Source organism: Escherichia sp. WS1368, assembly GCF_046487485.1.
Lineage (GTDB): Bacteria > Pseudomonadota > Gammaproteobacteria > Enterobacterales > Enterobacteriaceae > Escherichia > Escherichia coli.
In genome coordinates this window covers 308350-332044 of the sequence record NZ_JBJQJI010000003.1, presented here as the reverse complement: position 1 = coordinate 332044, position 23695 = coordinate 308350, and the positions used below count along the sequence as shown (strand labels likewise).

Here is a 23695-nt window from a genome sequence, read left to right as displayed (position 1 = left end):
GTGCACAAATGTGCACCTTTTTTTTTGTGATCTGCCGCAAATAGAGAATGAATATTCTCTTGTGATTAATTTAGTAGAAAATTCTTATCCATCTCCGTTATTTCAAAGTCTTGATTGTGAAGATTTTCTCTGACCTCGCGCGTATCATTTCTTTATTCTAATAACTCGCCTGCAAAAACGTAGACCGCATATCGCCTTGATGCGGCTCGGAAAAAAATAATAAGCCCTACAAAATATTGAGCGAGAAATTATGGAAATTGTATCGAATAAAGGCGTCATTGCAGACGCTTCGACCCCGGCGGGTCGTGCTGGAATGAGTGAGAGCGAGTGGCGAGAAGCGATCAAATTCGACAGTACTGACACCGGCTGGGTGATTATGAGTATCGGGATGGCGATTGGCGCGGGGATTGTTTTTCTCCCGGTGCAGGTCGGTTTGATGGGATTGTGGGTATTTTTGCTCTCATCGGTGATTGGTTACCCGGCAATGTATCTGTTTCAGCGGTTGTTTATTAATACGCTGGCAGAATCACCAGAATGTAAAGATTACCCGAGCGTCATTAGCGGTTATTTAGGTAAAAACTGGGGCATCCTGTTAGGTGCACTCTATTTCGTAATGCTGGTGATTTGGATGTTCGTCTATTCCACCGCCATCACCAACGATAGTGCTTCCTACCTGCATACCTTCGGCGTGACGGAAGGGTTGCTGTCAGACAGTCCCTTTTATGGTCTGGTACTGATTTGCATTCTGGTGGCGATCTCCTCACGCGGCGAGAAATTGTTATTCAAAATTTCGACGGGGATGGTGCTGACCAAGCTGCTGGTGGTCGCGGCGCTGGGCGTGTCGATGGTGGGAATGTGGCATCTGTATAACGTCGGTTCGCTACCGCCGCTGGGGCTGCTGGTGAAAAACGCCATTATTACGCTGCCGTTTACCCTGACGTCGATTCTGTTTATCCAGACGTTAAGCCCGATGGTGATTTCTTATCGCTCGCGGGAAAAATCGATTGAAGTAGCGCGGCATAAAGCATTGCGGGCAATGAATATCGCGTTTGGCATTTTGTTTGTCACCGTCTTTTTCTACGCCGTGTCGTTCACGCTGGCGATGGGACATGACGAAGCGGTAAAAGCCTACGAGCAGAATATTTCCGCGCTGGCGATTGCCGCACAGTTTATTAGCGGTGACGGCGCAGCGTGGGTGAAAGTGGTCAGCGTCATTCTCAATATCTTTGCTGTAATGACTGCATTCTTTGGCGTCTATTTAGGCTTTCGCGAAGCAACGCAAGGGATCGTAATGAACATCCTGCGTCGCAAGATACCTGCCGAGAAGATTAACGAAAATCTCGTTCAGCGCGGCATCATGATTTTCGCCATTTTGCTGGCCTGGAGCGCCATCGTACTGAACGCCCCGGTGTTGAGCTTCACCTCTATCTGTAGCCCGATTTTCGGCATGGTAGGGTGCCTGATCCCGGCGTGGCTGGTTTACAAAGTACCGGCATTGCACAAATACAAAGGGATGTCTCTGTACCTGATTATCGTCACTGGTTTGTTGCTTTGTGTTTCTCCGTTCCTGGCATTTTCTTGATTTACCTGAAATTTTAAGGTTTTTAATATGTTTGATTCGACTTTAAATCCGTTATGGCAGCGTTACATCCTCGCCGTTCAGGAGGAGGTAAAACCGGCGCTGGGGTGTACTGAACCGATTTCACTGGCGCTGGCGGCGGCGGTTGCTGCGGCTGAACTGGAAGGTCCGGTTGAACGTGTAGAAGCCTGGGTTTCGCCAAATCTGATGAAGAACGGTCTGGGTGTCACCGTTCCCGGTACAGGAATGGTGGGGCTGCCGATTGCGGCGGCGCTTGGGGCGTTAGGTGGAAATGCTAACGCCGGGCTGGAAGTGCTGAAAGACGCAACTGCGCAGGCAATTGCCGATGCCAAAGCACTGCTGGCGGCGGGGAAAGTCTCAGTTAAGATCCAGGAACCTTGCGATGAAATCCTCTTCTCACGCGCCAAAGTCTGGAACGGTGAGAAGTGGGCGTGTGTCACCATCGTCGGCGGGCATACCAACATTGTGCATATTGAGACGCACAATGGTGTGGTGTTTACTCAGCAGGCGTGTGTGACAGAGGGCGAGCAAGAGTCGCCGCTGACGGTGCTTTCCAGGACGACGCTGGCTGAGATCCTGAAGTTCGTCAATGAAGTCCCGTTTGCGGCGATCCGCTTTATTCTCGATTCTGCGAAGTTAAATTGCGCGTTATCACAGGAAGGTTTGAGCGGTAACTGGGGGCTGCATATTGGTGCGACGCTGGAAAAACAGTGCGCGCGCGGTTTGCTGGCGAAAGATCTCTCTTCATCCATTGTGATTCGTACCAGCGCGGCATCCGATGCGCGTATGGGCGGCGCTACGCTTCCGGCAATGAGTAACTCCGGCTCGGGTAACCAGGGGATCACCGCAACAATGCCTGTGGTGGTGGTAGCAGAACACTTCGGAGCGGATGATGAACGGCTGGCGCGTGCGCTGATGCTTTCGCATTTGAGCGCGATTTACATCCATAACCAGTTACCGCGTTTGTCTGCGCTTTGTGCCGCAACGACCGCAGCAATGGGGGCCGCCGCCGGGATGGCATGGCTGGTGGATGGGCGTTATGAAACCATTTCGATGGCGATCAGCAGTATGATCGGCGATGTCAGCGGCATGATTTGCGATGGAGCGTCTAACAGCTGCGCGATGAAGGTTTCGACCAGTGCTTCGGCTGCGTGGAAAGCGGTGTTAATGGCGCTGGATGATACCGCCGTGACCGGCAATGAAGGGATTGTGGCGCATGATGTTGAGCAGTCGATTGCCAACCTGTGTGCGTTAGCAAGCCATTCGATGCAGCAAACGGATCGGCAGATTATCGAGATTATGGCGAGCAAGGCCAGATAATCGCCAGGTTTTGGGTATCGTGCCGGATAAGGCGTTTACGCCGCATCCGGCACCTGTCTTTACGCAGTAGCTTCATCCTCGGCTAAACGCGTTTCAGCATCCGCGACGATGGCTTCCAGCTCGCTCAACATCTCTTCATAGCCAAAATTATTGGCGGTGCGAGCAGGTTCTTTCGCCACCACGGGCTTCACTGGCTGACGCTTTTTGGCCGATTTTTTACTCATCATCATCTCCCTGTTAAAACAACTAGACAGGCAAATCTATCAGCAAAGCGCGCAGTGGGGAATCGGCAACCAGCGTAATGTTAGCCTCGTCACGAATAAACGCCCCATCACCGCAGGTCAGCGCCGCTTTCTCTTCATGATGCGTAAGTGCATGAAATTTCCCGTGAATCGATTGCAAATACGCGCGTGGCCCATGCAACTGGAAATTCGCACTTTCGCCTTTGTCGAGCACAATATGATGCAGCCACACTTGCTGGCGCAATTGCAGGCTTCCCATCGCACCCTCTGGCGAGGCGATTAATTGCTGCTTGTCCATATTAAGCGCCAGCTTTTGAATCAGTGGATTCTCTCGCTGCGGGCAGGCATCCAGCCAAAGCTGCATTCGCGTTAACGGTTTGTCTTTGCTGAGATTGTGTTCGCTATAGCTGACACCCGGCTGGGTAGAGAGCAGCAACACCTCACCAGCGCTGGCCTGAACATGATTGCCTTCGCTGTCGCGATACTCTGCTTCTCCATCCAGAATCACATTTAAAATATCGACTTTGGGATAGGTTCGCGGCTGAAAGGCGGCACCTGGGGCCAGCACTTCCTGGTTAAGCACGCGCAGGGAGGCATAGCCTAACAATTTCGGGTCGAAGTAGTGTCCAAAGGAAAAAGTATACCGGGCCTGCAACCATCCGTAGTCTGCTTGTCCACACTGCCTGGCAGTTCGGGTAGTAATCATAATTCTTGACCTCTCTTTACTTCCTTTTATGGTAAGGGGCTGGACGCTACATTGTTAGCCAGATATTCTGCCCGGTATGTTCAAATTTCCTGAATGAGAACGAAATGGCCAAAGAAAGGGCATTAACGCTGGAAGCACTACGGGTTATGGATGCGATCGATCGCCGGGGCAGTTTTGCGGCGGCGGCGGATGAGCTGGGACGCGTGCCTTCCGCACTTAGCTACACCATGCAAAAACTGGAAGAAGAGCTGGATGTGGTGCTGTTTGACCGCTCGGGCCATCGCACCAAATTCACCAATGTCGGGAGGATGTTGCTGGAGCGAGGGCGCGTTTTGCTGGAAGCCGCAGATAAACTGACTACCGATGCGGAAGCTCTCGCGCGCGGTTGGGAAACGCATCTCACCATTGTGACCGAAGCGCTGGTACCGACACCTGCCTTTTTCCCGTTAATTGACAAACTGGCGGCAAAAGCGAATACCCAACTGGCAATCATCACCGAAGTGCTGGCGGGGGCATGGGAACGGCTGGAGCAGGGGCGGGCGGATATCGTTATCGCGCCGGATATGCATTTTCGTTCCTCGTCGGAGATCAACTCGCGCAAACTCTATACCTTAATGAACGTCTATGTTGCCGCGCCTGATCACCCGATTCATCAGGAGCCAGAACCGTTATCTGAAGTGACGCGCGTGAAATATCGTGGAATTGCGGTAGCGGATACCGCTCGTGAGCGCCCGGTGTTGACCGTACAGCTGCTGGACAAACAGCCGCGCTTAACGGTGAGCACGATTGAAGATAAACGTCAGGCGTTACTGGCGGGGCTTGGCGTGGCGACGATGCCGTATCCGATGGTCGAAAAAGATATTGCGGAAGGGCGGTTGCGTGTCGTCAGCCCAGAATCGACCAGCGAGATCGATATTATTATGGCCTGGCGTCGTGACAGTATGGGGGAAGCGAAATCCTGGTGTTTGCGGGAAATTCCCAAACTTTTTAGCGGAAAATAATATTTGTTATTGTTAATAAAAAGGGGCGAAATATCGCCCCAATTCTAAGATTAATTTGAACCAAACTTCGGATCGTTTCCGTAACGATTGCTGCCAGAATTGCCTTCTAAACAGGCAAATACAAACAGAACTAACCAGCCAATGACCGGTACCAGATAGAGAAGCGCCCACGCACCTGAACGGTCAGTATCGTGCAGACGACGAACGCACAGAGCAATGACCGGAATGATTGTTGCTGCCAGGTAAATGAGAGAAAGGAATGGAAACTCTAAACCTAAAATCAATTGAATGACATTGATAATAGCGCCGACGATGGCGTTAATCAGAGTAAACATCCAGTACTCTTTACGACGTGCGCGACCAGAGAAACCAACATAATTTTTTAATACGGCTAAATACCACTGCATAAAAACATCCCTTTAATTAAAAGTGACGAAAGTCTATTCCGGGTATTGTGTAAATGCTATTCGTATCTTTCTTTTTCGGATGTTATAAAGGTTTTGATATTTAAGATAAATACATGGTTATTTTTTATATGTAATTTATATAACGACATTGAAATATTTTAAATAAACATTAGTAAATTATTCATTCATCAACATGATGATAAAAGCCGGATGAGTCAGACATCCGGCGAGTAGATTTGTTTTAAGGTTCCAGTTTTGGATCAGGTCCAAAGCGGTTTTCGCCTGGCGTACCCGCCTGGCAGTTAAAGACGATGATAATAAGCCAGCCGATAAACGGGATTAAGAATAGCAGTGCCCACCACGCCGAGCGGTCGGTGTCGTGCAGGCGGCGGAACTGAACTGCCCACCATGGTAAAAACACCAGAATACCGTAGATTGTCGTCAGGATGCCTTCGCCACCGGCACGTTGCCAGCCTAACATTTTATCCAGTAGCCCCAGCACGAACGTAAAGATGATGTTGACCAGAATAAACATCCAGTACTCTTTGCGCCGCGCACGACCCCGGAAACCGACATAATTTTTTAGTACTTTCAGATACCAGTCCATTTTTGCCTCAATTTTGCTCAATCACTTGTTTTTAAAGCAGCAAATTAAGAATAGACGTGAATGAAATGGCAGTAAATATTCGTTCAAGGAATTAATAAAGTGCCGTGAAGGCGCGCTAAGACTGATGACAAGCGCAAAATCGCCAGATGCGCTACGCTTATCTGGCCTACGCGGCATTGTAACATATTGAATATAAACGTTTTGTAGGTTGGAGAAGACGTTCACGCCGCATCCGACATAAATAACACGCACTTAGCTAATAATCAGAGGCACCCCGTAAGGTGCCTTTTTTTAACCGAAGCGAACATCTCGTCCATGCGGTTCATCGAGATCCTGCCACGGACCAATTGAAATAATCCCCGTAGGGTTGATGGTCTTATGACTGCGGAAGTAATGATTACGGATGTGATCGAAATTGACGGTTTCGGCAATCCCCGGCATCTGGTAGATATCTCGCAGGAAACCATACAGGTTCAGGTAATCGCTGATGCGGTGCTTATCACACTTGAAGTGGGTGACATACACCGGATCAAAACGCACCAGCGTGGTCCACAGGCGAATATCGGCTTCGGTTAGCTGGTTGCCGGTCAGGTAACGATGCTGGCCTAAAATCTGCTCCAGTCGCGCCAGCGATTCAAACACTTTCACTACCGCCTCGTCGTAGGCTTGCTGGCTGGTGGCAAAACCGGCTTTATACACGCCATTGTTAACGGTGTCATAAATCCAGCCGTTAAGTTCGTCAATTTTCGTTTGCAGGGCTGATGGGTAGTAATCACCCGCTTTCGCGCCCAGCGCATCAAACGCGGTATTGAACATGCGGATGATTTCTGCTGATTCGTTGCTGACGATGGTGTGGTTCTTTTTGTCCCACAGCACGGGAACAGTAACTCGTCCGCTGTAGTGTGGATCGGCGTGGAGATAAAGCTGATACAGAAATTCATGTTGATAGAGCGTATCTCCGGTTGCACCCGGAAAACTGTCATCAAATGTCCAGCCGTTTTCCAGCATCAGCGGGTTCACTACGGAAACGGAAATAAACGGTTCCAGTCCTTTGAGTTTACGCATGATCAGCGTGCGGTGCGCCCACGGGCAGGCGAGTGAAACATAGAGATGATAACGATCTTTCTCTGCGATAAAACCGCCTGTGCCAGTGGGGCCTGGCGCGCCATCGGCAGTGAGCCAGTTACGAAATGCGGAAGCTGAACGTTGAAATTTACCGCCGGTAGATTTGGTATCGTACCAGGTGTCATGCCAGACGCCGTCAATCAGTTGACCCATATTTCTCTCCTCCAATAGCAAAAACGAGGAGCTTCCTCCTCGTTTTTTATCGTTAAGTATAGCTCGTGCTTACCACTTTTTATTCAGCAGGCGGTCGATGCTATACGCGCCCGGACCGGTAATTGCCAGCAGCAGGAATCCGCCAGAAATTGTCAGGTTTTTCATGAACATCAGCGAGTTGACGCCTTCAGCAAAGTTGCTGTGAAATAAAAATGCCGTCAGCAGCGTAAAGCCCGCAGTAAACAGGGCTGTGGTGCGAGTCAGGAAACCGAACAGGATTGCTAGACCACCACCAAACTCAAGCAGAATCACCAGCGGCAGCATAAAGCCTGGGACACCCATCGCTTCCATATATTGTTGGGTACCCGCGTAGCCAGTAATTTTTCCCCAGCCTGCGGTAATAAACAGAATCGGCATTAAAATGCGCGCTACCAGTACACCAACATCTTCTAATTTTTTCATCATACTCTCCACTGCGCCACTCAGGCTGCTGATTGTTTTTTTGTGCAAGGGCGCGGTATTAGCGTCGTTGCTGTCGATGGAGAGAATCATAAACGTGGTGAATGATGAATGTTAGCAAGGAAAACTGTCAAAAATCTTCAAAAAATTTGAGGGATAAGGCCGGAATGGCTCCGGCCAGAGGGAAGTTAACCGCGAAGTTGTTGCTGCTTGAGGGTCGTTTTCACCAGACGCCAGGCGCTCCATACGCCAAAACCGCGTCTGGCCCAGCGGACCAGCATATTAGGATGGCGAATCGTCCAGATCGCCATCACGCTACTGCCTACCAGCGCCCAGGAGCGCAGACTTAGCAGCATATTCCAGCGACGATCGTAAGCGCCTGTTGCCTCCAGCCATTCACGACGACTGGCGGAAAGATCCAGCCGTTGTTGCTGGATCTGGCTCAGCAGTTGCGCCTTACGTCGTTCACGTTCGACTTTACTGCTCACGGGACTCCTCCTCGAGCAGCTGCCGATCGTTTGCCAGCTCATGGCGTGTATGGCGCAGCAGGGTGGATTTACGCGATTTACGTAACGTCCAGATACCGCCAATCAGTGCCAGTAGCAGCAACACCACGGTGGTGGCAATCATCGCATTCAGGCGATATTGCGGATCAACCGCCCAAATAATCAGCACCATCAGGCTCATAAGACCAAATGCAGCGAAAAGCATCGTCAGGCCCAGCATCAGTAAAAGTTGAAAGAGATTCGCTTTTTCCTCTTCCAGCTCCACCACCGCCAGCCGCAGACGTGTTTCCACCATTTCAACCATGATGGAAACAATTCGCTGCCCGATGCCCAGAACGCTTTTACCGGGCCCTTGCGCGTGATGAGTGTCCGCCATAATTAACGACGCGACAGCAGAACGCCGAGCACTACACCGATTGCAGCGCCAATGCCCACGCCCGTCCACGGGTTTTCACGCACATACTCATCGGCACGCGCCGCCGCGACACGGGTTTGTTTGGCGATGGCATCACCGGTTTCACCCAGGCGATAACGGCTCTGTTTCAGTGCCTGCTCCGCTTTGCTACGAATCTTACTCAACTCTTCTTTCGACTTCTCGCCAGATGAGCTAAGTACCTCTTCCAGCGTATCGGAAAGGGATTTCAACTCAGCACGCAGATGTTCCGTAGTGTGTTCTTTCGACATAGTTTTCTCCAGGTGAGTAAGTAGTGACTATTGTGAGTTAGTAGTCGCGCGCTTCCAGCTTTTTCAGCTCTTCCTGCGCTTCTGCCAGTTTCCGTTCGCGTTTGGCAATCTTATCGGCATCGCCTTTTTGCTTCGCCTCGGTTAAATCTTGCTGGCGTTCCGCCACCTCATCTTTCTGCTTTGCGATTTTCTTCTGATGATCGGCACGCAGCTGGCTATCTGAACAGTTGGCCCGGACTTCACTCAGGGCTTTATTCAGACCGTCAATACGATTCTGGTTTTGGTGTTTTTCGGCATAGCTGATCTCCTTAAGGATATTTTGCTCCTTTTCCTGACACAGGGTAGTGGCATAACTACCGGCACTAAGAGCAAAGAGAGAAACAGCTAAAGCGATGCGGTATTTCATTCTTGAACCTTCCATTGTGATTCGGACCTATTACAAAGGAACGATTGTCCAGACAACGAAGCGGTAGTGTTAACCACCGCCTCATTAATCATAGACAGTTACGGTGAAATCACCAAAGTCAGTGATATGTTTCGGATAACAGGAAGTTATCCGAAGCGATGAGAGTTATCCCGCAACCGGGTCAGCCACTGCATAGCCTGACTATTATTGTCCTGCTGCGCGATGATGTAGCCATGGGGCAATGTTCTGTCGAGGACCGCTTTTGCGGCGGCACTCTGGTCGCTGGAGTCAAAGGTAATTAACAGAGTGTCATTTTTGGGGGTGATACTTTTGAAAGGAATGCCGTGAGCGTCAAGGTGATGCCAGATTGAAAAACCGTCTGGCATCGTTGTCCCTTGATGAACGGCACGAATCGCCAGCGTAGACTCTTGCTGGCGAACCGCGGACCAGGCCAGCAACAGTGTGCCGACCAGAAGTAAAACAGCGCCGGACCAGGCTAGCTGGCGAAGCGACATGCGAGGTATTTGCATCCCTTACCCCCGATTTCCATATTTCTTTTTCCATAACACGACCAGAGAACCTGCCAGGCCAAACACCAGCAGCACCACCGGGAGCAGCATCAGGCATGACATCAGCTGGTCCTCGTACTTTAAAAATACCGGCGTTTTGCCGAGCATGTAACCCAGAGTTGTCAGGATCAATACCCACAGCAGACCGCTCATCCAGTTGAAGAACTGAAAGCGCGCGTTATTCAGCCCTGATAATCCGGCAATCGTCGGCAGCAGTGTTCTGACAAATGCAATAAAGCGACCAATTAACAGCGCCGATAAACCGTGTTTATGAAAAAGATGGTGTGCGCGTTGATGATAATGCGCGGGTAAATGAGATAGCCAGTTTTGTACAGTGCGGGTATTGCCCAACCATCGCCCCTGAATATAGCTGACCCAGCAACCGAGGCTGGCGGCAACGGTCAGCAGCAGAATCGTTTGCGGATAGCCCATCGCGCCTTTCGCAATCAATACGCCGACCAACACCAGTAAACTGTCGCCCGGTAAAAAGGCCGCCGGAAGCAAGCCGTTTTCAAGGAACAAAATTACAAACAAGACAAAATACAACATGCCAATCATCGACGGATTGGCCAGGGTTTCAAAATCCTGCGCCCACAGGGCTTGCAGCAATTGGGTCAAAAGTTCCATTCATTATTCCTGGTGAATCGGTTAACGCCACGCTGGTTTTAAAAGATGCACTACCGCAATGTTATTGCTGTTTTGGTATGTTTTGCGGGTTTGATACATCAACACAGCCTGAACTATTCCCTGTTAAATCGTGAGATAAGAAAGCATTCAAAAGCATAAATTCAAATTGAATCTAATTGTAACAAAGGTCAACGTTGTTCGTTATCAAAATTACATGTCCGTAGAGTCTGATTTTGCTGATTGCAGGGGAGGGTGGCGAGAGGATTTACACAGGCTGACACTTTATACTTTTCGCTTACCGACGAAGCAAACAGGCGCATTGCAGCGCCTGTCGGATGGAAATTTCATTTGCTGCCGCTGGTGGCCGTATCGAGATGCACTACCGGGTTTTCTGCGAACAGATAGCGGTCGGCATTGAACTCGAAATCGTCGCTGGTTTCGTTAAATAACATGATTTTGGTGTTTTCCAGATGCTGCCACATTGCCAGCTTAGCAGCATGAGGATCTTTGCGAATTAACGCCTTGAGGATTTGATCGTGGTCATCACACCAGTTATCGACGGTACGGGCATCAATGTGTTCGTGCAGTTTTTTCCAGTACGGGTTATGACTACGCTGGGTCCACATTTTTTCCACGATAGCCGCCAGGGCGGAGTTCTGCGTCGCCAGGGCTACCTGAATGTGGAACTGCAAATCCCACTCGGAATCACGGAAGCATTGTTCGCCGCGCGCCTGCTCCTGGATGGCCATCAGTTTCATGATGTCCTGTTTCGTTACCTGAGTTGCCGCGAATTCGGCAATATTACTTTCGATGAGCTGGCGAGCCTGAAGCAACTCAAACGGACCGTAATTGGCGAATTCCATATTATTGTCAGCCGCCTGCTGATGGCGCGGCTGGTTGGAAACCACATGAATACCTGAACCTTTACGCACTTCGACATAGCCTTCAACTTCCAGCATGATGATGGCTTCACGAACCACGGTGCGGCTGACGTTTTTTTCATCGGCAATAAAGCGTTCGGCAGGCAGTTTATCACCCACCAGATAGACGCCCTGTTCGATGCGCTCTTTCAGATCAGCGGCAAGTTGTTGATACAAACGGCGTGGTTCAGTGATTTCCATATGCGCTCCAGGCATGATACGGCAGACTATATTTGTTATACCACTTTTGCGAGTTTAGCTCTACTCACAGTGATGAAAAAGCCGCCTGAGAAGGCGGCTTTGAAGGGAAACTAAAACTTACACGAAGCCTTAATGTTGCGGTGCAGGATCGTTATGTGTTTCCTGCGCCACCTCAATCGCCGGTTTGTTCTGCAACACCGTCCAGATAACCAGTGCACCCAGCAGGTCGAATACTGCCAGAACTGCGAACAGCGGGCTGAAGCCGATGGTGTCAGCCAGTGCACCGACAACCAGCGCAAACAGCGTACTTGCCAGCCATGCGGACATCCCGGTTAAACCGTTTGCCGTTGCCACTTCGTTACGACCAAACACGTCAGAAGAGAGCGTAATCAGCGCGCCAGACAGTGCCTGGTGAGCAAAACCACCGATACACAGCAGCATAATCGCGACATACGGGTTGGTGAACAGACCGATCATACCCGGGCCAATCATCAGCACAGCACCCAGCGTTACGACCATCTTACGGGAAACGATCAGGTTCACACCAAACCAACGCTGGAACAGCGGCGGCAGGTAACCACCGAGGATACAACCGAGGTCAGCAAACAGCATCGGCATCCAGGCAAACATCGCGATCTCTTTCAGGTTAAAGCCGTAAACTTTAAACATGAACAGCGGGATCCACGCGTTAAAAGTACCCCATGCCGGTTCTGCCAGGAAGCGCGGCAGCGCGATACCCCAGAACTGACGGTTACGCAGGATCTGACCAACGGACATTTTCTTCGCTGTGTCAACCTGGTGCTGGGCTTCCTGACCATTAATAATGTAGTCGCGTTCTTCATCGGTCAGATGCTTCTGGTCGCGCGGATGTTTATAGAAAATCAGCCATGCCATTGCCCAGATAAAGCTCAACGCACCGGAGATGATAAATGCCATCTGCCAGCTGTGCATTACGATTGCCCATACCACCAGCGGCGGTGCAATCATCGCACCAATAGAAGAACCTACGTTAAAGTAACCTACCGCGATGGAACGCTCTTTCGCCGGGAACCATTCGGAGCTGGCTTTCAGACCCGCCGGGATCATCGCTGCTTCCGCGGCACCGACCGCACCACGAGCAACAGCCAGGCCGCCCCAGCTACCTGCCAGCGCGGTTGCACCACAGAACACGGCCCACAGCACAGCAAACATTGCATAACCGATTTTCGTACCCAGCACATCCAGTACATAACCTGCTACCGGTTGCATGACCGTATAAGCAGCAGAATAGGCTGCGATGATATAGGAATACTGTTGGGTGGAGATGTTTAACTCTTCCATCAGAGTTGGCGCAGCTGCCGCCACAGTGTTACGCGTCAGGTAACCAAGCACGGTGCCGAGCGTCACCAGTGCGATCATATACCAACGTAACCCTTTAATTTTACGCATGTAAAACCTCATCGTTTTGTTATATCCGCAGGAAGCGCGGCCATCATCCCGCCAGAGGCTGAAGATGTTAGTTACGACCGGGTAACCGAAAAAAAACCGGCACGCCCCGAACGTTGCCATGAAAGTTTCGTGCTAATTCGGCTTCCGTACCGGTTAACCCGATTCATCTAACAAATGAATGAATCGGCAATTTGCATTCCGTCGACTTATGATTTGCGACGGCAGAAAGATAACTTGTCATACAACTTTAAAAGGTGAGAGCCATCACAAATGTGGGAATATTTGTAGGGACATTACCTGACGACAGCGAGGCCAGTACTGGCGCGGCCTGCAGCGAGATTTACCACTTTGAGAGTAATTTTTTTAACTACGTTTATTGATCTATCTCACGAAAATATCTTCGGACTCTGGAAATTGGTGTGATAACTTTGTCAGCATCGCACCATAAGCAAGCTAGCTCACTCGTTGAGAGGAAGACGAAAATGACTCCGTTTATGACTGAAGATTTCCTGTTAGATACCGAATTTGCCCGCCGTCTGTATCACGACTACGCAAAAGACCAGCCGATTTTCGATTACCATTGCCATTTGCCGCCGCAGCAGATTGCGGAAGACTATCGTTTTAAAAACCTGTATGACATCTGGTTGAAGGGCGATCACTACAAATGGCGCGCTATGCGTACCAACGGTGTGGCTGAGCGTCTGTGTACTGGTGATGCGTCTGACCGTGAAAAATTTGACGCCTGGGCGGCGACTGTTCCGCACACTATCGGCAACCCGTTATACCACTGGACGCACCTCGAACTGCGTCGTCCGTTTGGTATCACTGGCAAATTGCTTTCTCCGTCAACTGCCGATGAAATCTGGAACGAATGTAATGAACTGCTGGCGCAGGATAACTTCTCCGCGCGCGGCATCATGCAGCAGATGAACGTGAAAATGGTCGGCACCACCGATGACCCGATCGATTCTCTGGAGCATCACGCAGAGATCGCCAAAGACGGCTCTTTCACCATTATTAAAGTGCTGCCGAGCTGGCGTCCTGATAAAGCCTTCAACATCGAACAGGCGACCTTTAACGACTACATGGCGAAGCTGGGCGAAGTTTCCGATACCGACATCCGCCGCTTTGCTGATCTGCAAACTGCCCTGACCAAACGTCTGGATCACTTCGCCGCTCACGGCTGTAAAGTGTCTGACCACGCGCTGGATGTGGTGATGTTTGCTGAAGCGAACGAAGCGGAACTGGACAGCATTCTGGCGCGTCGTCTGGCTGGCGAAACCCTGAGCGAGCACGAAGTGGCACAGTTCAAAACTGCGGTGCTGGTGTTCCTTGGTGCCGAATATGCACGTCGCGGCTGGGTACAGCAGTACCACATTGGCGCACTGCGTAATAACAACCTGCGTCAGTTTAAACTGCTGGGGCCGGATGTCGGCTTTGACTCCATCAACGACCGTCCGATGGCGGAAGAGCTGTCTAAGCTGCTGAGCAAGCAGAACGAAGAAAACCTGCTACCGAAAACCATTCTCTACTGCCTGAACCCGCGCGATAACGAAGTGCTGGGCACCATGATCGGTAACTTCCAGGGCGAAGGTATGCCGGGCAAAATGCAGTTCGGTTCCGGCTGGTGGTTTAACGATCAGAAAGACGGTATGGAACGTCAGATGACCCAACTGGCGCAGCTCGGTCTGTTGAGCCGCTTTGTCGGTATGCTGACTGACAGCCGTAGCTTCCTGTCATACACCCGTCACGAATACTTCCGCCGCATTCTGTGCCAGATGATCGGTCGCTGGGTGGAAGCGGGCGAAGCGCCGGCGGATATCAACCTGCTGGGCGAGATGGTGAAAAATATTTGCTTTAACAATGCGCGTGACTACTTCGCCATTGAACTGAACTAAGGTCTGGGGTTGATATGCAATACATCAAGATCCATGCGCTGGATAACGTCGCGGTCGCTTTAGCAGATTTGGCGGAAGGCACAGAAGTCAGTGTCGACAACCAGACTGTTACGCTGCGCCAGGATGTTGCTCGTGGACATAAATTTGCGTTAACGGATATCGCAAAAGGGGCCAACGTCATCAAATATGGCCTGCCGATTGGTTATGCATTGGCGGATATTGCGGCGGGGGAACACGTTCACGCCCACAATACGCGCACGAATCTGAGCGATCTGGATCAGTATCGCTATCAACCTGATTTTCAGGATCTGCCTGCGCAAGCGGCAGATCGTGAAGTGCAGATCTATCGTCGCGCTAACGGCGATGTCGGGGTGCGCAATGAGCTGTGGATCCTGCCAACCGTGGGCTGTGTCAACGGCATCGCGCGGCAGATCCAAAATCGTTTCCTGAAAGAGACCAACAACGCCGAAGGTACCGACGGCGTGTTCCTCTTCAGCCACACCTACGGCTGCTCACAGCTGGGCGACGATCACATTAATACCCGCACCATGCTGCAAAACATGGTGCGCCACCCGAACGCAGGCGCAGTGCTGGTGATTGGTCTGGGCTGTGAAAACAACCAGGTTGCCGCATTCCGTGAAACGCTGGGCGATATCGATCCTGAACGCGTTCATTTCATGATCTGCCAACAGCAGGATGATGAGATCGAGGCCGGGATCGAGCATTTGCATCAGCTGTATAACGTGATGCGCAACGATAAACGCGAGCCAGGCAAACTCAGCGAACTGAAGTTTGGTCTGGAGTGCGGTGGTTCTGACGGTCTTTCTGGTATTACTGCTAACCCGATGCTGGGGCGTTTCTCTGACTACGTGATTGCTAACGGCGGTACTACCGTACTGACCGAAGTGCCGGAGATGTTTGGCGCAGAGCAGTTGCTGATGGACCATTGCCGCGACGAAGCAACGTTTGAAAAACTGGTCACCATGGTCAATGACTTCAAGCAGTACTTTATTGCCCATGACCAGCCGATCTATGAAAACCCATCGCCGGGGAACAAAGCGGGCGGTATCACCACGCTGGAAGACAAATCACTTGGCTGTACCCAGAAAGCGGGTTCCAGCGTCGTGGTTGACGTGCTGCGTTACGGTGAGCGTCTGAAAACACCGGGGCTGAACTTGTTAAGTGCGCCGGGTAACGATGCCGTAGCGACCAGCGCCCTGGCGGGTGCGGGCTGCCATATGGTGCTGTTCAGTACTGGTCGCGGCACGCCATACGGCGGCTTTGTACCGACGGTGAAAATCGCCACCAACAGCGAACTGGCGGCGAAGAAAAAACACTGGATCGACTTTGACGCGGGTCAGCTGATCCACGGTAAAGCGATGCCGCAGTTGCTGGAAGAATTCATCGATACCATCGTTGAGTTTGCCAACGGTAAGCAAACCTGTAACGAGCGTAACGACTTCCGCGAACTGGCGATCTTCAAAAGCGGCGTAACGCTATAAAGTCGAAATGAGTTGTTAATAAAAAACGGCGTTTCATAATGTGAAGCGCCGTTTGCTTTTCCAGACCTGCTAAGGATTTATCATGACCGCGTATTGGCTGGCCCAGGGCGTGGGTGTCATCGCCTTTCTGATTGGTATCACAACATTTTTCAACCGTGACGAACGCCGCTTTAAAAAGCAGCTTTCGGTCTATAGCGCCGTTATTGGCGTACATTTTTTTCTTCTGGGCACCTATCCCGCCGGTGCCAGTGCCATCCTTAATGCCATTCGTACGCTGATTACTTTACGCACGCGCAGCTTATGGGTAATGGCGATTTTTATTGTGCTGACTGGCGGAATTGGCCTCGCGAAGTTCCATCATCCTGTCGAACTATTGCCGGTAATCGGCACGATTGTCAGTACCTGGGCGCTGTTCCGCTGTAAAGGGCTGACCATGCGCTGCGTAATGTGGTTTTCAACGTGTTGCTGGGTGATTCACAACTTCTGGGCGGGGTCGATAGGCGGCACGATGATTGAGGGGAGTTTTCTGCTCATGAATGGCCTGAATATCATTCGTTTCTGGCGGATGCAGAAAAGGGGAATTGATCCGTTTAAAGTCGAGAAAACCCCTTCCGCCGTGGACGAAAGGGGTTAAACATTAATTACGTAGGGCGCTATTTGCCAGACGATCGTCTTCCGCCTGGCAAGCTGCCGCAGTGAACAGCACGTCAGTTGAAGAGTTCAGCGCGGTTTCGCAAGAGTCCTGCAATACGCCGATGATAAAGCCGACGGCAACCACCTGCATGGCGATATCGTTCGAAATACCGAACATATTACAGGCCAGTGGGATCAGCAGCAGAGAACCCCCCGCCACGCCGGATGCGCCACAGGCACACAGAGAAGCCACTACGCTCAACAGCAGCGCTGTGGGCAGATCGACCGGAATACCCAGCGTATTAACCGCAGCCAGCGTCAACACGGTAATGGTGATTGCTGCGCCCGCCATATTGATGGTGGCACCCAGCGGAATAGAAACGGAATAGGTATCGCGATCCAGATTCAGCTTTTCACACAGCGCCATATTCACCGGAATGTTCGCCGCAGAGCTGCGGGTGAAGAAGGCGTACACGCCGCTTTCGCGCAGGCACAGCAGCACCAGCGGGAACGGGTTACGACGAATTTTCCACCACACCAGCAATGGGTTAACCACCAGCGCCACCAGTAACATACAGCCAACCAGCACGACCAGCAGTTGCGCGTAGCCCCACAGTGTGGAGAAACCGGTGGTTGCCAGGGTAGAAGAAACCAGACCAAAAATACCGATCGGTGCGAAGCGAATGACCAGTTTCACCATAAAGGTGACGGCATTCGACATATCGTTGACCAGGTTTTTGGTGGTCTCGTTACCGTGACGCAGTGCGAAACCGAGGCCAATTGCCCACACCAGGATCCCGATGTAGTTACCTTTCAGCAGCGCATCGATGGGGTTGGAAACCATGCTCATTACCAGCCCGCGCATCACTTCCACAATACCAGACGGCGGCGAAATATCACCCGCGCTACTGGACAAGTGCAGGGTAGAAGGGAAGGCAAAACTGAAGATTACTGCGGCCAGAGCAGCAGAGAAGGTGCCCAGCAGATAGAGGAACAAAATAGGGCGGATATTGGTTTTCTGCCCGTGCTGGTGGTTAGCAATAGATGCCATCACCAGCATCAGCACCAGAATTGGCGCTACAGCTTTCAGTGCGCCGACGAACAAAGTGCCTAACAGACCAACAGCTTCTGCCGCGGGTTTTGAGATCCATGCCAGAAGAATCCCCAGAACAAGGCCGACCAGGATTTGTTTTACCAGGCTGCCATGAGCCAGACGCCGGAATAGCCCCGGTGAACGTTGCGTAGTCATTTTTCGATCCTTTCATTGTGTTGTCGCACATCCCTGGTGCGTTCTGTCGACGCATCTTTCAGGATGTAACAAAGTGTTTGCAAGGTCGAGTATAAGGAAAGTTACAGCTTCGGGAAGCGAAAAATGCTGGATTTTAAAGAGAGGTCATATTTTGCAACTTAATGGTTACATTTATTTGACATAAACAGAGGGAAGGACTGGCTACTAAGGCTGATTAGATAACATATGGGCAAAACTATTTGGAATATGAGAACGGTTGCGCTCCTTTAATGTGCTATGCCATATAAAGTCACTGGCGCAGGGAGCGCGCAGGGGGCGGCCAATCGCCGCCGCCCCCTGCACCCCCAGGCTCTGGCGAACAAAATCGCCGCTGCGCGGTTCCCTCAGCTTATCCCTTGCGGCTACCGGGTCGGGCGCAAGGGAACGTCCCTGTAAGATGCGCCCTCGCCGCGCATCCATGCGCGTCGCCCCGGCCTCCAGGGAACGCTTCGGCGATTTTGACGCCACCAACACCCGTGCGGTCTTTTTGTAAAGAGCTATAAGCCGATTACATAATTAATAGCTCACCTTTGTCTGGAATGAGTTATCTCTAGGAATGGCTTAATATACAGCGAATCATTCTCCCCGCTGCTTATCATGCCGATAATTCACCCAGGCGTTGATAATAAATGTCATCACCAGAATGCCAAACACCACGCCCAGCGAGACGGCGATTGGAATATGGTAGAAGTCGACAATCAGCATCTTGATACCGATAAACACCAGAATCACCGCCAGGCCATATTTGAGCATCGAGAAACGTTCTGCTACGCCCGCCAGCAGGAAATACATCGCACGCAGGCCGAGGATCGCAAACAGGTTTGAGGTCAGCACAATAAACGGATCGGTGGTCACGGCGAAGATAGCCGGGATGCTATCCACGGCGAAAATCACGTCGCTCAATTCCACCAGAATCAGCACCAGCATCAGCGGCGTGGCATACAGCAAGCCATTCTTACGCACAAAGAAATGCTCGTTGTCGATGGTGTCGGTCATGCGCAAATGACCGCGTAGCCAGCGCACCAGCGGCTTGTCGCCAATGCCTGATTCATCTTCATGGGCGAGCGCCATCTTCACGCCGGTAAACAACAGGAAGGCACCGAAGATATACAGGATCCAGTCGAACTGCGAAATCAGCCAGCTGCCAGTGAAGATCATGATGGTACGCAGAACAATCGCCCCGAGCACGCCATACACCAGCACGCGGCGTTGTAATGCCGCCGGAACAGAGAAATAGCTGAACAACATCAGCCAGACAAAGACGTTATCGACCGCCAGCGATTTCTCAATCAGATAACCCGTGAGAAAGGCCAGTGCCTGTGGATCGGCAACGGCGCGACCTTCGGTTTGCACCAGATACCACCAGAAAGCGGCGTTAAACAGTAACGACAGCGTCACCCAGACCAGCGACCAGGCCGCAGCCTGTTTCATGGTCATGGCATGTGCCCCACGACGCCCCTGCAACAACAGGTCGATAGCCAGCATAATGGCGACAACAACAGCGAATCCGCCCCATAGCAACGGCGTGCCGACAGTATTCATAGAAGTTCCTTACACATAAAAAAAACGGCCAACGTCGGAAGACGTCAGCCGCTGCTTTTTATGCATAGACCTCGCCTTCCGGCAAGGTCTCACTTACAACAAAAAAGGAATACGTCTGCGTATTCCTTTCGGGTTGCCCGGTGACCGGATGTGGTTTTTCACACATCGTAATGACGATCGACCGGCAATGAAGTTACTCCCCTTTGCAGGTAACAAAGTATGACAGACCATTCAGTCAGTCAATGGTCTGTTACATGCCTTTTACACTGCTTTACTTTGGCAATTATAGTTTTACGCTATCTGCCGGAAAAATCACCCCAGTCTGGCGGCGGATCTCGGTCAGCAGTTTGGCGGTGATGCGACTGACCGCCAGCCCAGGATGATCCACCAGATGTTCATCCACCAGTTCAGCAAACAGCTCTGCTTCGTAGAGCATGGTATTAATATGCTGCGGTTGGGTGAGATCCTGCATCTGGCTGCCACGCGGAACAAAGCAAACTTTCTGGCATTCAGACAGTTTTTCAATCACCAGCGATCCTGCTTCGCCCTGAATCTCGCTTGCCAGGACAGAATCGCTCACTTTTGAGTGCTGCAACGTAACGCTGAAATCACCGTAATCCATCACCACCACGCCGTGGGCATCCACACCGCTTGCCAGCAAACTGGCGGTTGCCTGCACGCTTTTCGGTTCACCGAATAATGCCACCGCCGACGCCAGGCAGTAAAAGCCGATATCCATAATTGAACCGTTAGAGAATGCCGGATTAAAGGTGTTGGGATTCTCACCATCCAGGTAACGTTGATACCGCGAGGAATACTGGCAATAGTTGAAAAAGACTTTACGCAGTTTGCCGACTTTCGGCAGTGCCTGGCGTAACAGATGAAAGTTCGGCAGGCTGGCGGTTTTAAATGCCTCAAACAGCACCACCTGATTTTCCCGCGCACAGGCAATGGCGGCATCCACTTCCGCCAGATTCGATGCCAGCGGCTTCTCGCAAATCACATGAATTTTGTGGCTAAGGAAAAGTTGTGTCTGGGAAAAGTGCAGGGCATTCGGGCTGGCAATATACACCGCGTCAATGGCATCGCTTTCTGCCATCGCTTCCAGCGAGGTAAACAGATGCTCGACAGAAAAATCATTGGCGAAGTGCTGGGCCTGCTCAAGGCTGCGGGAATAAACGGCGGTTAACTTGTATTTACCGCTCTCATGGGCGGCCTCGACGAACTGGCGAGTGATCCAGTTCGTACCAATCACAGCGAAACGTATCATAACGCGTGGATACTCCATAAAGGGATTCTGTCGTCAATGTAGCACGCCTTTTTCATCTTCGACGTGCGCAGATACGCATTATTCTTTCGCCGGACAGCCATGCTCACTAAACGGCCCAATCATGACCGATGGCCCGAGATATTTCGGCTGGCGATGGAGGATTTTTGCGTCAATCACCGCGCTGACGCGAGCGAGTTTCTCCCGCAGTTGAGTATAAAAACCGTGCTTCATATTGAGGTCTGGCGCGTTAAAACCGATAGCGTCGATGCCGTACTGTTTTGCCAGCCAGATGGCGCGTTGGTTATGAAATTCTTGCGAGATAATGGTGATATGGTTTTCCCCAAACACCTTTTTGGCACGCACTACCGAATCCAGCGTTGAGAATCCGGCATAGTCGCAGAAGATCACTTTCGCCGGTACGCCTTTAGCGATCAAAGCCTGCTGCATACCTGATGCTTCATCGTAATTTTTACGTCCGTTATCGCCACTGACTAACAGCCATTTCACTTTTCCGGCGTGGTACAATGCTGCTGCGGTATCAATACGTCGGGTAAAGTAGCGATTACCCGGCCTGGCTCCCAGCAATAAACCCACGTTACGCGCCGGAACTGCGTTGACATCGCTCCAGGTCAGCTGCTTGCTGGTGTTGACCATAACGCGATCGGCAATAAAAATGGTCGCTCCTGCTATAAGCAACAATAAACAGCCAATCTTAAGAGTCCGGCGAGAAAAACAAATACGGAGAAGAAGGCGGGCAAAGGCGCGCAGCATGGTCGTTATCCTTAACGAAAGGGGGGAGGTCGATTTTAGGCGCTAAAGGAAGAAAAGATAACGCCTGACATCATTTTCAGATTTTGTCCTGCCCAAGTGACAACTGCGTTAGCCACAGACGAGTGTCGAATTCAAGCTGGTGGTACTGCTGCTCCATATGACAGCACAATTGATAGAACGCTTTGTTATGCTCTTTCTCCTTCAGGTGCGCCAACTCGTGCACCACGATCATGCGCAAAAACGGTTCCGGCGCGTTGCGAAACACGGTAGCGACGCGGATCTCCGCCTTTGCTTTCAGCTTGCCGCCCTGCACACGCGAAACAGCGGTATGTAACCCGAGCGCGTTTTTCAGCACATGGATCTTGTTGTCATACATCACTTTAGTGATCGGCGGGGCATTGCGCAGAAACTGATTTTTCAGATCCTGGGTATATTGCCAGAGGGCTTTATCGGTGGCGTAGTCGTGTGTTCCCGGATAACGTTTTGCCAGCACATCGCCCAGACGCTGTTCGTTAATCAGCGTTCGCACCTGGGAAAGTAGCTGCTCGGGATAACCCTGAAGATAAGTAAGATTGCTCATAACCGCCCACGAAAAAGAGAAAAAGGGTATACTCACGCACCCTTTTCAGGGGCAACGTCGAAATTTTATCATCCAGGAGGGCCGATGAGCCACTTAGACAACGGTTTCCGTTCACTGACACTACAACGTTTTCCGGCGACGGATGACGTTAACCCGCTACAGGCGTGGGAAGCGGCGGATGAATATTTGCTGCAACAGTTGGACGACACAGAAATCCGCGGCCCGGTGTTGATCCTGAATGATGCCTTTGGTGCGTTAAGTTGTGCGCTGGCGGAACATAAGCCATACAGCATTGGCGACTCATACATCAGCGAACTGGCGACGCGCGAGAATTTACGCCTCAACGGGATTGATGAATCGAGCGTGAAGTTTCTCGACAGCACCGCTGACTACCCGCAACAGCCGGGAGTGGTGCTGATCAAAGTACCGAAAACACTGGCATTGCTGGAACAGCAACTGCGTGCGCTGCGCAAAGTGGTCACGCCAGATACGCGTATTATTGCCGGTGCCAAAGCCCGTGACATCCACACTTCCACGCTGGAACTGTTCGAAAAAGTGCTCGGCCCGACCACCACCACGCTGGCATGGAAGAAGGCACGCTTAATTAACTGTACTTTCAACGAGCCGCCGCTGGCCGATGCGCCGCAGACCGTTAGCTGGAAACTGGAAGGTACTGACTGGACTATCCACAACCATGCGAATGTCTTCTCCCGCACCGGGCTGGATATTGGCGCGCGCTTCTTTATGCAGCATCTGCCAGAGAATCTCGAAGGTGAGATTGTCGATCTCGGTTGTGGTAATGGCGTTATTGGTCTGACGCTGCTTGATAAAAACCCGCAGGCGAAAGTGGTGTTTGTCGATGAATCGCCGATGGCGGTTGCTTCCAGCCGTTTGAACGTTGAAACCAACATGCCCGAGGCATTGGATCGCTGCGAATTTATGATCAACAACGCGCTCTCCGGCGTTGAGCCTTTCCGCTTTAATGCTGTGCTCTGCAACCCGCCGTTTCATCAGCAACATGCGCTGACCGATAACGTCGCCTGGGAGATGTTCCACCACGCCCGCCGCTGTCTGAAAATCAACGGCGAGCTGTATATCGTTGCCAACCGTCACCTGGATTACTTCCATAAACTGAAGAAGATTTTCGGCAACTGCACCACCATCGCCACGAATAATAAATTTGTGGTGCTGAAAGCAGTGAAGCTGGGGCGTCGTCGGTAAGATTGGCAGCTACCTGCCAGATAAGGCGT

Annotated in this window: 27 protein-coding genes; 7 read left to right on the top strand and 20 right to left on the bottom strand. The window is 51.4% G+C overall.

Annotated elements, in window-relative coordinates; genetic code table 11:
* Positions 1–250: 250 nt before the first annotated feature.
* Entirely contained in the window at positions 251–1582 is a 1332-nt protein-coding gene (locus ACJHYD_RS10315) for an amino acid permease (RefSeq protein WP_001551688.1), read from the top strand.
* A gap of 27 nt (positions 1583–1609) precedes the next feature.
* Complete coding sequence (cyuA, locus tag ACJHYD_RS10310; RefSeq protein WP_000460504.1) at positions 1610–2920, top strand: cysteine desulfidase; 1311 nt, start codon at positions 1610–1612, stop codon at positions 2918–2920.
* A 59-nt stretch (positions 2921–2979) separates the two neighbouring features.
* Here the strand turns inward: cyuA and yhaL are convergent, their stop codons facing one another.
* Both yhaL and ACJHYD_RS10300 read right to left on the bottom strand, forming a co-directional pair.
* Positions 2980–3144: a protein YhaL gene (gene yhaL, locus ACJHYD_RS10305; RefSeq protein WP_001306007.1), complete on the bottom strand. Its 165-nt coding sequence runs from the start codon at positions 3142–3144 to the stop codon at positions 2980–2982.
* A 22-nt stretch (positions 3145–3166) separates the two neighbouring features.
* A complete protein-coding gene (locus ACJHYD_RS10300; RefSeq protein ID WP_000633586.1) occupies positions 3167–3868 on the bottom strand; it encodes a pirin family protein in 702 nt (233 codons plus the stop codon).
* Between the two features lie 104 nt (positions 3869–3972).
* Between ACJHYD_RS10300 and yhaJ the strand changes: the two genes are divergently transcribed.
* Complete coding sequence (yhaJ, locus tag ACJHYD_RS10295; RefSeq protein ID WP_001041010.1) at positions 3973–4869, top strand: DNA-binding transcriptional regulator YhaJ; 897 nt, start codon at positions 3973–3975, stop codon at positions 4867–4869.
* 50 nt (positions 4870–4919) lie between these two features.
* On the opposite strand, the gene ACJHYD_RS10290 is transcribed toward yhaJ, so the two are convergent.
* From ACJHYD_RS10290 to exuT, 13 genes are all read right to left on the bottom strand, one after another.
* Positions 4920–5276: a DUF805 domain-containing protein gene (locus ACJHYD_RS10290; protein WP_001198783.1), complete on the bottom strand. Its 357-nt coding sequence runs from the start codon at positions 5274–5276 to the stop codon at positions 4920–4922.
* Between the two features lie 241 nt (positions 5277–5517).
* Positions 5518–5883, bottom strand: a complete 366-nt coding sequence (locus ACJHYD_RS10285) for a DUF805 domain-containing protein (RefSeq protein WP_000384145.1) — start codon at positions 5881–5883, stop codon at positions 5518–5520.
* 291 nt (positions 5884–6174) lie between these two features.
* Positions 6175–7161, bottom strand: a complete 987-nt coding sequence (gene yqjG / locus ACJHYD_RS10280; RefSeq protein ID WP_000531209.1) for a glutathionyl-hydroquinone reductase YqjG — start codon at positions 7159–7161, stop codon at positions 6175–6177.
* A gap of 69 nt (positions 7162–7230) precedes the next feature.
* Entirely contained in the window at positions 7231–7623 is a 393-nt protein-coding gene (locus ACJHYD_RS10275; protein WP_000732240.1) for a DoxX family protein, read from the bottom strand.
* A gap of 185 nt (positions 7624–7808) precedes the next feature.
* Positions 7809–8108: a YqjK-like family protein gene (locus tag ACJHYD_RS10270; RefSeq protein WP_000096086.1), complete on the bottom strand. Its 300-nt coding sequence runs from the start codon at positions 8106–8108 to the stop codon at positions 7809–7811.
* A complete protein-coding gene (locus ACJHYD_RS10265; RefSeq protein ID WP_000785722.1) occupies positions 8098–8502 on the bottom strand; it encodes a phage holin family protein in 405 nt (134 codons plus the stop codon). Before ACJHYD_RS10265 ends, ACJHYD_RS10270 begins: the two co-directional genes overlap by 11 nt.
* A 2-nt stretch (positions 8503–8504) precedes the next feature.
* Positions 8505–8810, bottom strand: coding sequence for a YqjD family protein (locus ACJHYD_RS10260; RefSeq protein WP_000031415.1), 306 nt, complete (start codon positions 8808–8810; stop codon positions 8505–8507).
* Between the two features lie 37 nt (positions 8811–8847).
* Entirely contained in the window at positions 8848–9216 is a 369-nt protein-coding gene (yqjC, locus tag ACJHYD_RS10255) for a DUF1090 family protein YqjC (RefSeq protein WP_001306004.1), read from the bottom strand.
* Positions 9217–9362: 146 nt separating this feature from the next.
* The gene (gene mzrA, locus ACJHYD_RS10250) at positions 9363–9746 is read right to left on the bottom strand and encodes an EnvZ/OmpR regulon moderator MzrA (protein WP_001166760.1); all 384 of its coding nucleotides are present in this window, start codon (positions 9744–9746) and stop codon (positions 9363–9365) included.
* 3 nt (positions 9747–9749) lie between these two features.
* The gene (yqjA, locus tag ACJHYD_RS10245) at positions 9750–10412 is read right to left on the bottom strand and encodes a DedA family general envelope maintenance protein YqjA (protein WP_000422149.1); all 663 of its coding nucleotides are present in this window, start codon (positions 10410–10412) and stop codon (positions 9750–9752) included.
* A gap of 21 nt (positions 10413–10433) precedes the next feature.
* Positions 10434–10517: a hypothetical protein gene (gene yqiM, locus ACJHYD_RS10240; RefSeq protein WP_212735802.1), complete on the bottom strand. Its 84-nt coding sequence runs from the start codon at positions 10515–10517 to the stop codon at positions 10434–10436.
* A gap of 239 nt (positions 10518–10756) precedes the next feature.
* On the bottom strand, positions 10757–11533 hold the full coding sequence (gene exuR / locus ACJHYD_RS10235) for a transcriptional regulator ExuR (protein ID WP_000406487.1): 777 nt from the start codon (positions 11531–11533) through the stop codon (positions 10757–10759).
* A gap of 129 nt (positions 11534–11662) precedes the next feature.
* On the bottom strand, positions 11663–12961 hold the full coding sequence (exuT, locus tag ACJHYD_RS10230) for a hexuronate transporter ExuT (protein ID WP_001306002.1): 1299 nt from the start codon (positions 12959–12961) through the stop codon (positions 11663–11665).
* A gap of 482 nt (positions 12962–13443) precedes the next feature.
* Between exuT and uxaC the strand changes: the two genes are divergently transcribed.
* The 3 genes from uxaC (at position 13444) to ACJHYD_RS10215 (ending at position 16995) form a co-directional block, all read left to right on the top strand.
* Complete coding sequence (gene uxaC / locus ACJHYD_RS10225; RefSeq protein ID WP_069903728.1) at positions 13444–14859, top strand: glucuronate isomerase; 1416 nt, start codon at positions 13444–13446, stop codon at positions 14857–14859.
* Positions 14860–14873: 14 nt separating this feature from the next.
* On the top strand, positions 14874–16361 hold the full coding sequence (gene uxaA, locus ACJHYD_RS10220) for an altronate dehydratase (protein ID WP_001199376.1): 1488 nt from the start codon (positions 14874–14876) through the stop codon (positions 16359–16361).
* A gap of 82 nt (positions 16362–16443) precedes the next feature.
* Positions 16444–16995 (top strand): YgjV family protein, encoded by a 552-nt coding sequence (locus ACJHYD_RS10215; RefSeq protein WP_000128138.1) that lies wholly within the window; start codon positions 16444–16446, stop codon positions 16993–16995.
* 3 nt (positions 16996–16998) lie between these two features.
* Here ACJHYD_RS10215 and sstT read toward each other — a convergent pair whose 3' ends face one another.
* From sstT to ACJHYD_RS10190, 5 genes are all read right to left on the bottom strand, one after another.
* Positions 16999–18243, bottom strand: coding sequence for a serine/threonine transporter SstT (gene sstT, locus ACJHYD_RS10210; RefSeq protein WP_000211642.1), 1245 nt, complete (start codon positions 18241–18243; stop codon positions 16999–17001).
* Positions 18244–18858: 615 nt separating this feature from the next.
* Entirely contained in the window at positions 18859–19824 is a 966-nt protein-coding gene (alx, locus tag ACJHYD_RS10205) for a TerC family membrane protein Alx (RefSeq protein ID WP_001098805.1), read from the bottom strand.
* 283 nt (positions 19825–20107) lie between these two features.
* On the bottom strand, positions 20108–21094 hold the full coding sequence (locus tag ACJHYD_RS10200) for a Gfo/Idh/MocA family protein (RefSeq protein ID WP_001377074.1): 987 nt from the start codon (positions 21092–21094) through the stop codon (positions 20108–20110).
* Between the two features lie 78 nt (positions 21095–21172).
* The gene (locus tag ACJHYD_RS10195; protein ID WP_001551686.1) at positions 21173–21865 is read right to left on the bottom strand and encodes a vancomycin high temperature exclusion protein; all 693 of its coding nucleotides are present in this window, start codon (positions 21863–21865) and stop codon (positions 21173–21175) included.
* A 76-nt stretch (positions 21866–21941) separates the two neighbouring features.
* Positions 21942–22445 (bottom strand): M48 family metallopeptidase, encoded by a 504-nt coding sequence (locus ACJHYD_RS10190; protein ID WP_001551684.1) that lies wholly within the window; start codon positions 22443–22445, stop codon positions 21942–21944.
* A gap of 84 nt (positions 22446–22529) precedes the next feature.
* Here ACJHYD_RS10190 and rlmG point away from each other — a divergent pair, with 84 nt between their 5' ends.
* The gene (gene rlmG, locus ACJHYD_RS10185; RefSeq protein ID WP_000018671.1) at positions 22530–23666 is read left to right on the top strand and encodes a 23S rRNA (guanine(1835)-N(2))-methyltransferase RlmG; all 1137 of its coding nucleotides are present in this window, start codon (positions 22530–22532) and stop codon (positions 23664–23666) included.
* Positions 23667–23695: the final 29 nt, after the last annotated feature.

Coding starts and splice junctions, on each gene's coding strand:
- yqjG (WP_000531209.1), bottom strand. CDS start 7,161: ATGGGTCAACTGATTGACGGCGTCTGGCATGACACCTGGTACGATACC.
- ACJHYD_RS10260 (WP_000031415.1), bottom strand. CDS start 8,810: ATGTCGAAAGAACACACTACGGAACATCTGCGTGCTGAGTTGAAATCC.
- yhaJ (WP_001041010.1), top strand. CDS start 3,973: ATGGCCAAAGAAAGGGCATTAACGCTGGAAGCACTACGGGTTATGGAT.
- cyuA (WP_000460504.1), top strand. CDS start 1,610: ATGTTTGATTCGACTTTAAATCCGTTATGGCAGCGTTACATCCTCGCC.
- exuT (WP_001306002.1), bottom strand. CDS start 12,961: ATGCGTAAAATTAAAGGGTTACGTTGGTATATGATCGCACTGGTGACG.
- ACJHYD_RS10285 (WP_000384145.1), bottom strand. CDS start 5,883: ATGGACTGGTATCTGAAAGTACTAAAAAATTATGTCGGTTTCCGGGGT.
- uxaA (WP_001199376.1), top strand. CDS start 14,874: ATGCAATACATCAAGATCCATGCGCTGGATAACGTCGCGGTCGCTTTA.
- sstT (WP_000211642.1), bottom strand. CDS start 18,243: ATGACTACGCAACGTTCACCGGGGCTATTCCGGCGTCTGGCTCATGGC.
- alx (WP_001098805.1), bottom strand. CDS start 19,824: ATGAATACTGTCGGCACGCCGTTGCTATGGGGCGGATTCGCTGTTGTT.
- uxaC (WP_069903728.1), top strand. CDS start 13,444: ATGACTCCGTTTATGACTGAAGATTTCCTGTTAGATACCGAATTTGCC.
- ACJHYD_RS10195 (WP_001551686.1), bottom strand. CDS start 21,865: ATGCTGCGCGCCTTTGCCCGCCTTCTTCTCCGTATTTGTTTTTCTCGC.
- ACJHYD_RS10275 (WP_000732240.1), bottom strand. CDS start 7,623: ATGAAAAAATTAGAAGATGTTGGTGTACTGGTAGCGCGCATTTTAATG.
- ACJHYD_RS10290 (WP_001198783.1), bottom strand. CDS start 5,276: ATGCAGTGGTATTTAGCCGTATTAAAAAATTATGTTGGTTTCTCTGGT.
- exuR (WP_000406487.1), bottom strand. CDS start 11,533: ATGGAAATCACTGAACCACGCCGTTTGTATCAACAACTTGCCGCTGAT.
- ACJHYD_RS10190 (WP_001551684.1), bottom strand. CDS start 22,445: ATGAGCAATCTTACTTATCTTCAGGGTTATCCCGAGCAGCTACTTTCC.
- ACJHYD_RS10265 (WP_000785722.1), bottom strand. CDS start 8,502: ATGGCGGACACTCATCACGCGCAAGGGCCCGGTAAAAGCGTTCTGGGC.
- ACJHYD_RS10200 (WP_001377074.1), bottom strand. CDS start 21,094: ATGATACGTTTCGCTGTGATTGGTACGAACTGGATCACTCGCCAGTTC.
- mzrA (WP_001166760.1), bottom strand. CDS start 9,746: ATGCAAATACCTCGCATGTCGCTTCGCCAGCTAGCCTGGTCCGGCGCT.
- rlmG (WP_000018671.1), top strand. CDS start 22,530: ATGAGCCACTTAGACAACGGTTTCCGTTCACTGACACTACAACGTTTT.
- ACJHYD_RS10315 (WP_001551688.1), top strand. CDS start 251: ATGGAAATTGTATCGAATAAAGGCGTCATTGCAGACGCTTCGACCCCG.
- yqjA (WP_000422149.1), bottom strand. CDS start 10,412: ATGGAACTTTTGACCCAATTGCTGCAAGCCCTGTGGGCGCAGGATTTT.
- ACJHYD_RS10300 (WP_000633586.1), bottom strand. CDS start 3,868: ATGATTACTACCCGAACTGCCAGGCAGTGTGGACAAGCAGACTACGGA.
- yqjC (WP_001306004.1), bottom strand. CDS start 9,216: ATGAAATACCGCATCGCTTTAGCTGTTTCTCTCTTTGCTCTTAGTGCC.
- yhaL (WP_001306007.1), bottom strand. CDS start 3,144: ATGAGTAAAAAATCGGCCAAAAAGCGTCAGCCAGTGAAGCCCGTGGTG.
- ACJHYD_RS10215 (WP_000128138.1), top strand. CDS start 16,444: ATGACCGCGTATTGGCTGGCCCAGGGCGTGGGTGTCATCGCCTTTCTG.